The sequence below is a fragment of the Nocardia sp. GP40 genome, assembly GCF_050434125.1.
GTDB classification, from domain to species: Bacteria; Actinomycetota; Actinomycetes; order Mycobacteriales; family Mycobacteriaceae; genus Nocardia; species Nocardia albiluteola.
In genome coordinates this window covers 1-14,724 of record NZ_JBNPVW010000016.1, presented here as the reverse complement: position 1 = coordinate 14,724, position 14,724 = coordinate 1, and the positions used below count along the sequence as shown (strand labels likewise).

1 pseudogene is annotated in these 14,724 nt (G+C 67.2%); it reads left to right on the top strand.

What is annotated here, in order from left to right:
- Positions 1 to 525: 525 nt before the first annotated feature.
- A pseudogene (locus ABH933_RS36260) lies at positions 526 to 14,724 on the top strand (hypothetical protein); the annotation flags it as partial.

Below are 14,724 nucleotides of genomic sequence, written 5' to 3'. Positions count from 1 at the left end.
TCGACAGCGACCGAACGATCTTGGTCTGGGCCGCGGCCGGGCGGTGTCGCCGCGTCGGGCGCGACGTACCGACCGACCGGACGGTCCGTCCATGTTGCTCGTATATCAACGCATTTCGTTAACGTGACCGACACGTCATCAATGCCGGGCGGAACCGGGCTTCGTCGGCGACCGGTTCCACCTGGCATTTCTTCCTGAACCGCACGCTGTTTCATTCCGCGCAGCAGCAGCCCCGGAGTTCACTTCTCGAGATCCCCGGCGTTCCTGTGAAATTGCGGTACCGTTTACCCGAGGGCCTTTACGGGTTTAGGGCCGGGCAGGAGTGCGCATCGTGAACAACGCCGGAGCGGAGGCGAACCCAGCAGATTTGCAGGCTTCGGCGAGCGCGCGTGTTGGTTCGATCGCCGCGCCCCAGCCGCAGTCGGCCGCGCCCGCTCCGACGACCGCCGCCCGGAGCGCCCGGACTCGAAGTCCGTTCGCGTCCGCACGCTGAAATCATCGGCAGCACAAGAGGTTTGCTGAACGATGAGTCTCGAGATCCCCCCAGGGTTGCAGTGGTTGTCCTACCTGGCGGGTTCGTCGTGGCCGAAGGGTGACGAGGACAAGCTCTTTGCGCTGAGCAAGGTGTGGGGTGCCTCGGCCACGGATCTGGAGAACATCCTTCCGGCGCTGCACGGCGCGTGTGATACGGCGCTGGCCAATTACACCGGTGGCGGCGCGGATCAGATGAAGTCGCAGTTCGATCAGTTCTTCTCCGGGGACAACTCGATCGAGAACATGGTCAAGGGGTTGCAGCAGATCGAGGGGTCGGTCTACGACTGCGGTACCCAGACCGAGTACGCGAAGCTGCAGATCATCATCACCCTGGCGATCATGGCCGCGGAGATCGCGTATGCGCTGGCCACGTTGTGGGGGGCATGGGCGGTCGGGGTGATCGAGGCCGAGGGCGCCGGCATCATGCGGATCATCGCCTCCAGACTGGCCTCGGCGCTGGCCAATCAGGCCGCGAAGATCGCCGAGAAGCCGCTGTGGAAGCTGGCCGCGATCGAGGCGCTCAAGCAGGGCGGCATCGGCATGGGCGCGGATGCGTTGGCGCAGGGGATTCAGCTGAGCAAGGGGCATCGGCACGGTTTCGATACCAAGCAGATGTTGGTTTCGGGGGCGGTGGGTGCGGTGTCGGCGGGTGTGGCCACGCCGGTGGGGCATTACCTGGGGTCGTATCTGGGTAAGTGGGTCGCGGGTGAGAAGGGGATGACCTGGTGGAAGGCGGGTCTGGTCGCGGTCGGTTCGGGTATCCCGGCCGGTGTCGTCGGCGCCGGTGCGGGGTTCGTGACCAGTGGGGTACTGACCGGGCAGTGGGAGTTCGATCCCACCTCGCTGCTGGGCGGTGTCGGCGGCGGCCTGGTCGGCGGCGTGCACGGGGTACTCGGGCACATGACGGGCCACTACAACGCGCAGAACTTCGGCGGGCACGAGGAACCACCACCGGCCTACAGCAACGACCGGCCACCGGCGTACGGCGACGGCACCTCCAAGACGGACCTGAAAAACAACGCCTCGACGTTTCCCGCGTCCTCGAAGGGGCAGGACACCAGCACCGAGAGCCAGACCAACGGCAACGGTCGTAATGGCAACTCGGGCAACGGAAACGAGCGCAGCAGCAGCCCTGTCGAGGGCAACGGCAACTCGGGCAACAACGGCAGCGGGCGCAACGGCAGCACGGCGAACGACAACGGCCGCAGCGGAACTCCTGCCAACAACAACGAGCGCAATACCGGCCAGTCGAACGGCAACGGGTCCAGCAACGCGAATCGCAACTCGACCCCCATGCGAGATCCGGCGAATCGGCAGACCCCCGAAGGCTCGAACCAGACCGGCCCGCGGGCCTCCTCCTCCCCCTCCTCGATCGGCGAACACAACCAGCCCAACCCGATCGCGCAGCACACCGGACAGACGGTCACTCCCGAGCACTCACCGCTCACCGCCTCCCACAACGACCAGACCACCGCCCCGGGCGCGCACAACCAGGTCGGCGGCAACGGCGAGCACCAATTCGGCGGTAACGCCGAGCACAACCAGACCCAGCCCGAGAACCAGAATCAGAATCAGAATCAGCCTGAGACACAGGCACAATCGAGCACCAACTCGAATCGACCGCCGCAGACGCCCCGCACCCCCGGATCGAACGTCCCGGACGGATCGAGCAACCCGTTCCAGAGCAACACCCCGGAGCAATCCCACACCACCCCACAGGGAAATCTCGGATCCAACAACCCGTACCGCGACCTCGTCACCGCGGGATCCGACCAGAACCCCGTCACACCGGAATTCAAGTCCAACAACCCCTTCCAGGACCTCGTCTCCCATCAGGAGTCGAACACACCCACCCCGTTCTCCTCGTCCGAGAACCCGTTCGGCCTCGGCTCGAACGACCGAATCAACCAGGACCAGAACGACTTCAATCCCCTCGCACCGCGCGGCGACACCAACCCGTTCCGCCGCGACTCGACCCTGGGCAGCGAATTCGGCGACCAGCAGAGCTCCCCGATCACCCCCGGCAGTCCGCGCCCCCCGAGCCGCGATTCCGGTTACGGCAGCGACAACGAGCAGAGCTCCCCGCTCGGACCGAACAGCAAGGACAACAACAACCCGTTCCGCAGTTCGAATGCCGGAATCGATTCCCGGACAACCAAATCCGAGAACGATCCGTTCTCCAAGCTCACCGCGGAGCGGCAGACCCCGATCGATCGCCCGCAGGCCGGGAACGCGAAATCGGAGCACACGCAGCTCACCGGGAAATCCGCGCAGAACGATCAATCCCGCACCGCGACACCGGAATCCAACGAACACCTCACCGGCGGACCGCGAGCGGGCACCCCGCCCAAGGGCATGGAGAAGCTCTTCGAGCACCTGCCGCACAACACCCACCTGAGCACCGAGGAAAATACCGGCAAGACGCTGCTCAACGACTGCGGCCGCCAGTCACTGCAACACCTTGCCGAGGAATTCCCCCACGCCGGAATCCTGCCCCCCAGCGAACCCGTCGGCCTGCACGGCATGGGCGCGGAGGACTTCCAGGCCCGCGCGGGCGGACCACTCCAAAGCTTCAAGGACCCCAAGGAAGTCGGCGCATACCTGCTGGGACTCGGCGACGGCGCCGCGGCCACCGTCGTGGTCGCCTACAAGGGCCCCACCGACCACAACAACATCGGCGCCCACGCCTACGTCCTGCACAACCACGACGACCGGATCCACGTCTGGGACCCCACCACCGGCACCGAAGTCCCCTTCGAACAACACAAGATTCCCGACATCGCCAGCACCAGCGCGGTGCTCTACAACCCCGCCACCGGCCACTCCGAGCACATCGAGGACCGCCCGAATACCGGTGTCGCGATCATCGGCGATACTCGCATCGGCCGAATCGCGCCCACCCGTATGCCGGACCTGACCGAGTTCCACACGATGGCGGACGACGCGACGCACAACGCGACGAAGCCGCCCGGGCATACGGACACGCCGCAGTCGCGTCAACGCGACGACGTACCCGCCGCCGCGGGCGATCAGCGCTTCGGCGGCGCGGCGGGCAAGGCCTGGGACGACGTCACCGAGCTCGGCAACGATCCGCGTCAGATGTCCAAGGTCGAGTTCGGCAGGGGCTCGCCGGACGCGCACGATGTGGTGGCGTTCGGCGACGAGTCCGGCGCCCGGTACGTCTGGTCGAAGTCCGACGGGCTGACCCGCACCGACGGACGACCGCTACGGGACTCGGAGACCCTGGACTCGGTGATGGCCGACCCGAAGACCACCCGGGTCGGGGTTCCCGGCGCGTCCGACCGGCCGCCGGTGCGGCAATCGGGACCGGACGATGTGCGGCCGCACGACGACTCCACCGGCTCGGGCACCGGAACGCGACCGCACGACGACAGCGCCGCGTCCACCAAGTCCGATACCCCCGCCGAGGTCAGGGCTCCGGCGCACGACCCCGAGATCTACCAGCGCCACCTCGACGCACAGGAGCGCGCCGAGCACGAGCAGCAGCAGACGAAGGAGACAATCGAGAACTCCAGAAACCACGTCGAGGAGACCAAGCGCGCGCTCGACGAGGCCGAGGCAACACACGACGACAAACGCATCGCCGAGGCGCAGGCCGCGCACGACCAGGCGACCGCACAGCATCGGCAGACCGTCGAGGAATCCGTCGACAGGCTCATGGACAAGGCCAAGGAGGCGGGCACGGCGACCTGGAAGTCCTTCCAGGACGGGCACATCGGCAAGGACGAGGCCTTCGATCTGGTCCGCAAGGAGCGGGTGACCGCGGCGAGGGCGGCGGCGGATTCGCTGCTGGAGTTCTACGACCTGGAAGCCGGGAAGGATAAGACGGGTCCGCTGGCGAAGCTGAGCAACGAGGATCTGGAGCATCGGATCCTGAACGGTTCGGACAAGGAGTCCCGCACCGCGCAGATCGAGCTGATGCGCCGGGGCACCATGAGCGACGGACTGCCGGGCGGCAAGGTGTTGCGGCACACGCAGGTGACCGCGGAGATCCTGATGCATCACGGACCGGTCGAGATGGACACCGGCGAGGGCAAGGAGCTGACTGCCATCGCACGCGCGACCCGCGCGGTCATCGAGAAGGGCATCGCCCACGTGATGACCTCCAGCGACCCGCTGGTGGTGCACATGCAGCACGAGTTCGAGAGTCTCGTCGCCGGGGATCACGGCCTGGGCATCGACGTGTATCACCTGGACTCGGACAAGCCGTTCCCGCCGCGGGATCCCAACCGCAAACTGATCGTGGTGGGCACCGCCCAGGACTACGGCTTCCGCGCGGTCAAGGAGGCCCAGGCCGTCGTGGACAAGCTGAAGGAAAACGGCATGCCCGCCGACGAGCTGACACAGCTGCGGGCCTCGCTGGAGAACGCACCCTCCCTGCAGGAGTACAAGAAACTCCTCGACGCCGCCGCCGAGAAGCGGGGCATGCCCGATCGATTCGAACCGTTCCCGGGCGGGGACCTGATCATCGACGAGATCGACGCGCAGCTGATCGACGAGCAGACCCACTACGTGCTCTCGCCCGGTTCCGCGGGCAAGGCCGACGAGGGGTTCGCGCAGAACATTCACGACGTCTGGCGAAACCTGCAGGACGCCAAGGAGTCCGGCGTGCTGGGTCCGCAGGATTTCGGCAAGGACCCGGACCGGCGCGGGGTGTTCAACTCCCAGCTCACCGGTCCCGGCCGGGCCAAGCTGGAGGACCACCTCGGCAGGACGATCGACGACAAGGAGGCCGAGGAGTTCGCGCACGCCGCCCAGGCCGAATGGGGTCCCGAGCAGAATTCGGACTACCACGTCAGCGACGACGGCAAGATCAAGATCATCGCCTCCCAGACCAACGATCAGGTCATGGACGACCCGGAGAAGCAGAGCTCGTCCCGGTGGAACGGCTTCGCCAAATACCTCGAGGCCAAACACGGCCTGGACATCACTGCGGATTCGGAACACTCCCTGTCCATCACCGGCAAGCAGATCTTCTCCGGCGGGCACTTCGACCACATCACCGGCATGTCGGGCACCCTGCTCACCAGGCCGAAGGCCGACCCCGCGGGTGTCAATCCGGGCGAGAGCGTCAAGAGCGTCGAGAACGTCATGCACGACGAGTTCGGCACCGGACCGATCTCCAAGGTCGACAGGTTCTTCAAATCCCAGCTCGAACGCCCCGACGACCTGCATTTCGAGAACCGCGACCAGAAGTTCGCGGCCATGGCCAAGGACATCCTGGACACCGCGTTCGTCAAGGACCCCAAGACGGGGGCATGGGAGCAGAAGGGCTCGCCGCAGCTGGCCATCGCCATGGACAACGCCGACGTCGCCCGCATCGCCGACGCCCTGCACACCGAGGCCGCGGCCCGGAACCTGAAGGTCAAGTTCGACAAGCTCGATGTCGCCTGGGTCGATTCCCACGGCAGCAAGGACAAGGCCAACGACGAACTGCAGAAGGTCATCGCCGACGGCGGCGAGATGGGCCGAATCATCCTGGGCAACAAGATGATGGGCCGCGGCGTCGACATCACCCCGTCCAAGGAGGCCATCAAGGCCGGGGGCCTGAAGGTCAAAATCAGTGGCGGCCCGGCCTATTCGGACCGGGTCAACCACCAGGCCGAGACCCGCGCGGCGCGTAGCGGCGACCCGAAGGGAGACTGGGCGACCGGCGGCACCCCCGGCGAGGCCAAGCACTACATCTCGCCCGAGGACTACCGCAGCAACTCCCCCGACGCCCGCGTCAAGACGTTCATCACCAGATACCAGAAGGCCGCGACCGAACACCGCGAGGCCACGGAGGCACTCGCAAACGATCACAGCAAGGACAACGAGACCGCGCTCGAGCAGGCCAAGAACGATCTGGCCGCGGCCGAGAAGGACATGCGCGACCAGGCCACGCCGATGCAGAAGGCCACCATCGAACAGCAGATCCTGAACTCCCGCAGCGCGGGCGAGGACGCCTTCGACGCGCACGCACCCCCGCTGGAGCAGGAGACCGAGCGACCCGCAGCGCCGCCGCCCAGATCGATCGAGGGTCATGAGATCCCGACCCGCGACGGCCAGGAGACCCCCACTCCCGAGGGCCACGAAGCATCTACACGCGAGACCCAGGAAACCCCCGAGAGCCGCGCGACATCGACTCCGGCACAGCGCGATCCCTGGACCGCGCAGGCGGTCACGCCCACGACGACGGCGCCGTCGCACGAGTCGACGACCTCTCGGCCGACCCCCGTCACGGACGGCACCGGCCGCGCCGGCGTACAGGAGCCACCGCCGCAGCGGCCCCGCCCACTGCCCGTGTTCGCACCGACCGGCGAGACCCCCGGATCGCACCCGTCCGCATACCAGCCGCAACGCGACATCCCCTCCATAGCAACGGTTCTCGGCACCCAGCGCGCGGCCCCCACCCCCTTGCCCGCGCAGAGCTTCGGCACCCGCCCCGACGCGACCAACCAACCCGCCACCGACGACGGAAGCCACCGGAACACCAGCGGAGATTCGGCGCCCACCGTTCCGACCCGGTCGAACGATCCCGCGACGACCCCGACCCTCACGCGGCCGACCTCGTCCACGGACACCCCCTCGACTTCGGACACCCGGGGCAACGCACCGCAGGTGCCGGTGCGGCCGGGACAGAACGAGGCCGAACCCTCGACCGCGCCGACCAGTTCCGCGAATCCGTCCGATATCGGGGCCGCTAGGCCGCAGGACGATTCGACCCCGACCGCGCCGCAGGACCGACCGCAGCAGAACCGGCCGCAGACCGAATCGCAGGACCGTCCGCAGACTCAACGGCAGAACCAGCAACAGCCGCTCAGCGACCGTCCGACGGCGGCGTCCCCGACCCAGCGTCGGCAGGGGTCCTGGCTGGGCAGGCTGTTCCAGGGAATCACGCGCGCGACACCCCAGCAGCAGACGTCCGGACACCAAACCCCCGAGCAACAGACGTCTGGGCACCAAACCCCCGAACAGCAGACATCTGGGCACCAAACCCCCGAACAGCAGACATCCGGACACCAAACCCCCGAACAGCAGACGCTCCCGGCCGAGAACTCCCCCGACTACAACACCGCCCAGCGCGCCGCCGACCTGCTCGCCAACTGCGCCGTCGCATCGCTGAATCTGTTGTCCGCGTTCACCGGTAGGCCCCGCGCACACGTCCCCGCGAACCAGTCCGGCACGGCCGGAATGTCGCCGGCCGTACTCCAGGCCAACGCGGGCGCGCCGCTGCGGAAGTTCCTGAACCACGACGACATCGCGGAGCAGCTGAAGACGATCGGCCCGGGCGCGGTGGCCCTGGTGGTCGACGACTATCGGGACTACACGAACGCCAAGGGCGTTGGCGCGCATGCGTATCTGTTGCGCGTCGGCCCGGACGGCACCTCCGTCCAGGTGCACGACTCGTCCAACCCCAAGAACCACGCCTTCCCGCCCGCCGTCCCGCGCGAGCTGGCGGGCACGCACGCGGTGCTCTACAACGCCGAGGGCGCACCGGCGCACATCGTTCCCGCCCATTCGGACGAGCTGCCCGCGGCGACCCTGATCGGCGAGCTTCCGCTGAGCGATCCGGTCAAGAATTTCGGCGCGCACCGGCGCGGCGCCGAGGACCTGATCAACATCAGGCCGATTCCGCAGCGCACCATCGAGTGGCTGCGCCGGCAGGTCGTGCACGCGGTGGAGACCAAGGGCGGCAAATCCGAAGCCGCACAGTGGGTTCAGCAGATCCGCGCCGCCGATCCGAAGGTGACCGACGACCAGATCAACACGACACTGGACGAATTGGGGGTCGACCAGAAATTCAAGGACGACGTCAACCGGATCCTGACCACCGGACCGGTCGCCGCCAAGGTCAACGACCTGGTGGGCAAGAAGCCCGAGGGCGTACCGGATTCCGCGTTCCGCGCCGCGGTCGAGAAGACGCTGACCTCCCGCCTCACCACCGCGGAGATGTACCGCCTGCTGAGCGAGTCGGGCATGCCGCTGGGCGTGGAATACCAGGGCAGATCGTATCCGGTGTTCCTGCGCCTGAAATTGCGGGCGCGCGACAAGTCGCGTCCGTACACGGGCCCGGCGGTGAGCACCCAGAAGTGGACCTACGGGTCCTCCGAGACCAGCGACTCCGCGGGCAGCCACGATCTGCGCTCGACCGGGCTCACCGGCAGCCACCTGCGGGATGCGTTCAGCACCAAGCTCCTCAACTGGGGCTTCAACTGGCAGCTCAACCTCAACCACAATCAGCTGGCCTCGAACACCTCGATCTTCTCGACGATCCAATCCGTCATCAAGAAGCGCAGCACCGAGGCCGCCGCCGTACCGCACGACTTCGAGATGCAGTGGGAGTACCGTCTCAACGACGACGGCGTGGCCGGTCTGCTGAAGCCGGATCTGCCGACGGCGACCGACTGGACGCCGATCGAGGAGCCGACCCCCGACGATCTGACGGCCTTCTTCCCGAAATACCTGCACGAGAGCCCGGGCCTCCCGACGCCCACGGACGACGCCAGCACCCCCGCGCCCTGGCAACGCCCCCTCAAGCAGGTGCAGCCCGCCGCCGCGACGCCCTCGAGTTCGACGGACCCGAACGCCACCGCCCCGGCGCCGCAGTACGTCGAGGACGACCAGACCATCTCCCAACAGCAGTTCCCGTTCTACGGGCCGCTGGATTTCCCGCATCACGACCGGCTCTTCGCCGATGTGATGGCCTCGTTCCCCAACCAGACCAGGGGCATCTCGAAGAGCTCCGCGGTCGCACTGCGGGAGTTCTTCGGCGACAACTTCCGCGGCAACATCCCGATGATGCACGGCGGCGCGGTGCAGTCACCGACCCTGTACACCGCCTCGGGTAAACCGCTCGGGTTCTTCGAGGTGGAGATTCCCGGCTTCCACGGCGGTGACACGCTCACCGGCCCCACCACCACCCCCAACGCCTCCCGGCTGGAATACAACGTGGTGCGGGCGCTGCGCACGCAGGCCAGTTCCACGATCTCCAACATGCTGGGCGGGTCCCTGGCGCTGACCTTCGGACTGGGTAAGGGCAAGTCCGACAAGAAGACCGGCTATTCGCCGATCGGGGCGACCCTCACCCCCCTCAAGGTCGGGGCCTCTCACCAGAACAGTCATTCGCTGAGCTACGGCACCCGGGCCTACACCTCGCGCGCGCTGCGCCTGGTGTCCCATCTGCTGCACACGACACCCGAGATGGAGGTCCGGGTCAGGTTCGTCCGGCCCGACGGCCCGGTGATCGAGCCGCAGAAGGGCACGCCGCTGGCCGCGAAGACCGACGGCGGAACGCCCGGAAAGCGCTACCCGATCAACATGCTGGTGCCGTCGAAGAAGTCGCTCGGCGTTCCGGCCACGAAGGACAACCGCCGGTATCCGCGCTCGGACATCCTGCACCTGCAGCAGTTCGGACTCATGACCACCCCGGTCAAGATCGACATCCCCGACGACGTCTTCGATCGGATCGAGACCTTCGTCTCCGATCACGGATTCCTGCCGCCAACGGCGGAGCAGTCGAACTTCCTCGACCAGGATTCGACCAGGAATCAGCGGCTGGAGAACTCCCGCAGGCTCGCGCAGATGAAGGCGCGCATGGGGCTGCTCGGGACCGCGGACGAGATGATCCAGAACGGCGCCCGCACCGTCTTCGAGAAGTCCAACGGGCTCGATACCGAGCGCATCACCGTCACCATCAAGGCCGCACGGGACTACGGCACCGAGGACGGCAAGTACGACCCGAAGGCCGACCCGAACCAGAACGTCACCCACGAATGGGTGATCCCCGACGTCCAGACGATGAACTACACCGGCATCATCCTGTCCTCCGGTGAGCAGTCCCAAAGCACGCCGTTCGCATGGGATGTCGGCGCCAGTGCCGCGCTGACCAATCCGTTCGACGTCGAGGGCAGCGAGGGGGTCTCGAGCATCGGCGGCTCGTACGACCGGACCGGCGGCACCGCGACGACCACCCAGAGCGACCACAACCTCGCCGAGGAGAACTACACGTTCAGCCCGGGGCCCAAGGCGGACAAGCCCGGCCTGCAGCTGTTCGGCGTGCCCACCCGCTACTACGTGGAGATCGCCTACAGCCACGGCCGCGGGCCCGACCCGATCGAGGCCAAGGGCAACTTCCACCTGGCCGTCCCCACGTATCTGACCAGCGACAAGGCCGACACCACCCCCCTCGTCGAGCCGACGATGCGCAACGATCTCGACTCCCACGACGCGCCCCCGGCCGAGTTCACCGAGCGCCTCGGCTTCGCATCGAAGACATCGATCGAGAACGGCGTCGGCAGGCTGCCGCTGGCCGCGGTCATCGCCGGTCACCCGGTCGGCGAGATCCTGCACAAGGCGACGATGGGTCTCATCGGCGACATCGAGCGCGATGCCGCCGCCGAGGCGAGCGACCTGCTGGACAAGGGCCAGCCGCTGCCAATCCCGGGCGCGTTCCCACAGCTTGCCGACGCCGAGCTGCCGTTCTCCCAGCCGAGCGTCGAACCGGACACCCAGACCCGCCCCTCCCTGCGCAGCCGGCTCGGCGCATTCGTGCCGGACCTCAGCTCATTCACCGGTTCGTGGTTCAAGTCGTCGGCCCCCAAGGACGAGAGTCACGAACTCACCGAGACCGGCAAGAAATCCGGCACCACCGCACCGACGGACCCCGCGCACACCGCCATCCAGATCGACGCCCCCGAGGTGCCCACCGAGGCCGACATCACCGACCAGGGCATGCCGAAGGTCCAGGATCCGACCGAGGACGAGAATCTCCCGAAGGTGCCCGGCGCCTGGCCGGACGGCAAGAAGACGGCCCCGGCCGACGACGGCAAGAAACTGACCTGGTCCGACGTCGGCAACTGGGCATGGGACAAGGTCGCGGGCGCCGGAAAGTGGGTCTGGCGCAACGCATTCGGTGATCCCGCGCTGGACCCCACCTCCACGGTGAGTTCCGTCGTGCACACCTCGTACTCACCGCAGCACATGACCTCCGTCGCGCCGCAGATCTTCCGCGACTCGTACAAGTTCGAGACCGAGATCCCCGGCGGCGTGGCCGGCACCGATTACAGCGTCGACGTGCGCGGCTACTTCGACAACATCACCGCGCTCGAACCGACGCCGATCGACACCGAGCACTGGCTGGAGGCAACCAACAACGCCGCACGGACCGTCGCGGTCAACCGCGGCAACCAGGGCGGGGTCACCGTACAGGGCATCTACGGCGATCACTCGGACCCCAGCTTCCGCCCGAGCGGCGGCTGGCAGGGCAGCGACAGCACCAGCAAGCACGTCACCTCCGGCGATGCCACCGACACCATGCGCGTCACCTCCGACTACGGCGGCAAGGTGTACCGGTTCTCCGCGGACGCGCACTACGCCGTCACCGTCAAGGTCGGCCTGCGCAACTATCTGACCGGATGGCTGCGTGGTAAGCCGTACGGCACCCGCACCCGCATCGTCGACGCACCCCAGCGGCTCGAGTTCTTCCTGACCGATAACGACCTGCACGACAACCCCGAATACCTCGCACTCGTCCGGCAGGCGGCCAAGGCCCGCGGCGAGAAACTGGACATCATCCCCGAGGGGATGGAGATGAAGGACGGGAAGTGGACGCCCACCGAGCGCCGTCTGCTCTCCGACGCCTACACCGAAAAACGCCCCGACGACCCGGACACGGCCAAGGGCCTGCTGTCCTTCGGCGCCGTCACCGAGGTCATCTTCGACGACGGGCGCGGCGCCCTGGAGGACGCCGCCACGAAACTGGTGGAGAAGTTCTCGCCCGGCGCGACCGTCGTCGGCTCGAACAACTACCACCCCGGTGTCGCACCGCTGATCAACGAGCACACCACCAGCTTCGGCGTGCGGAACCTCGCCAACGTCGGCTCCGAGGGCAATCACTCGTTCCACTTCGTCGACCGGACCGGACTCGTGCCGCGCCTGGTGGGCGTCACGTTCACCTCCCGCCCCCGGCCGAACAAGGATCTGCCCGACGGGCAGACCCTGGAAACCCTGGAGGGCAAGCAGGTCCCGCGCACCGCGGCCCTGGACAACGTCCACCGCCACATCGGCGCCGACGGCAACGCCCTGCTCGAACCCGGCGCGACGAACGTCGGCACCAGCCGCTCCAAGACCAACCGGTTGAACGTGACCCTGGGGGGCCAGGAAAACAAGCACCGTCCCGCGGGCACGCTCGCCGTCTCGCGCACGGGTACGCACAGCGACAACCAGAACTCCACCCGGGACCTCAGCGCGTGGCAGCGCAGCAGCGACGCCCAGTACGAGTTCAAGGTTCCCACCGAGTACACCGTCACGGTCGACTCGCGGCCGATGGACGAGACGTTGTCGGCGTACCTGGCCGACAAGCTCGGCGACGCGCTCATCATGGGCGGTCAGTGGATGGGAGTCGCGCAGGGGCTGCCCATCAGCGAACTCCCGCCCCCGGGCAAGTCCGAGTCCGACTCCCTGAACGCCATTTCCCATGTGCGGGCGCATATTTCGGATACCAAGCCGATTCCGAAGGCCGGGGAGGCAGCCGCCGACCAGGTCCCCCATACCAGGCCGCGGATCTACGCCTTCGATCCATCCGCGCCGACGCTCCGTCCCGCACGGATCAGCGCCAACGCCCCCAGCACGGGCGATATCGACCTGGAGGCGAACACCCACGTCGATCCCGCGGACGACGTGTCCCCGGACGTGCGCAAACTGCTGTCCGTGCCCCCCTGGCAGCCCGAGCACTCGTTCGGCATCAACGAATTCGACGCGGCACAACAGCTCGCCGAGGCGCTGCTTGCCGTCGATCCGTCGCTGAACACGAACGACCACACCCGCTCGCCCGAGGCCATGTACAACCGACTGGTCACGCTCGTGCGGAAGGGCGACCTGACGTTCCTCGGACCCCAGTCCACCGCACCGTTCCTCAATGTCGAGAAGTCCGGCAACGCACCCACCCCGCAGCAGCACGCGGCGGAGGTCACCGTCGACGGCACCCACATCAAGCTGAGCCTGTACTCGCCGCGTTCCGAGCACGCCACCAAGTCCTTCGCCGTCGACGAATTCGTCTTCTCCAACGACAGCGTGAGTTCCGCGGAGAGCAAGAGCACGACCGTCGCACCGTCCTTCGGCTACAACGGCCCGGTCAGCGAGGACGGCAACCACCGCCTGGGCTTCAGCGGCTTCCCCCTCGGCGGCCAGACCGCCACCAAGGGCGGCAGCAGCGCCAACGCGAGCACCCGACGCGACCTCCACCGCACCAACGCGCCGACCGACGGACACCGCCTGCGGGCGGTCGCGCTCCTCGAGGTCCGCGGCCCCAAGGGGACCGTCTGGGTCACCGGCGATATGGTCCTGCGCACCATCGAGACGCCGCCGGAGAGCGCGAACGTCAAGGATCCTACGGTCCCGTCGGAGGGCCAGGACAAGACCGATTCCGAGGCGGCGGCCAAGGCGGCCGCGGAGAAGGCCAAGAAGGAAGCCGAGGACAAGGCGGCCGCCGAGAAGGCCAAGAAGGAAGCCGCCGAGAAGAAGGCCGCCGAAGACAAAGCCAAGAAGGAAGCCGAAGACAAGGCGGCCGCCGAGAAGGCCAAAAAGGAAGCCGCCGACAAGAAGGCCGCCGAAGACAAAGCCAAGAAGGAAGCCGAAGAGCGCAAGGCCGCCGAGGAGAAAGCCAAACGCGAGGCCGAGGAACGCAAGGCCGCCGAAGAGCAGGCCACACGCGAAGCCGCACAACGCAAGGCCGACGAGGAAAAGGCGAAACGCGAAGCCGAGCAACGCAAGGCCGACGAGGAGAAAGCCAAACGCGAAGCCGAGGAACACAAGGCCGCCGAAGAGCAGGCCACACGCGAAGCCGCACAACGCAAAGCCGACGAGGAGAAAGCCAAACGCGAAGCCGAGGAACGCAAAGCCGCCGAAGAGCAGGCCACACGCGAAGCCGCACAACGTAAAGCCGATGAAGAGGCCGCGGAGAAGGCTCAGCAAGAGGCCGCCGGGGAAGGTGCCCAGCAGGAGGCCAACGAACGCAAGGCCGCCGAGGAGCAGGCCAAGCGCGAAGCCGACGAGCGCAGGGCCGCCGAAGAGCAGGCCACACGCGAAGCCGAGGAACGCAAAGCCGCCGAAGCAAAAGCCCAACAGGAAGCCGACCAACGCAAGGCCGCCGAAGAGCAAGCCACACGCGAAGCCGAGCAACGCAAAGCC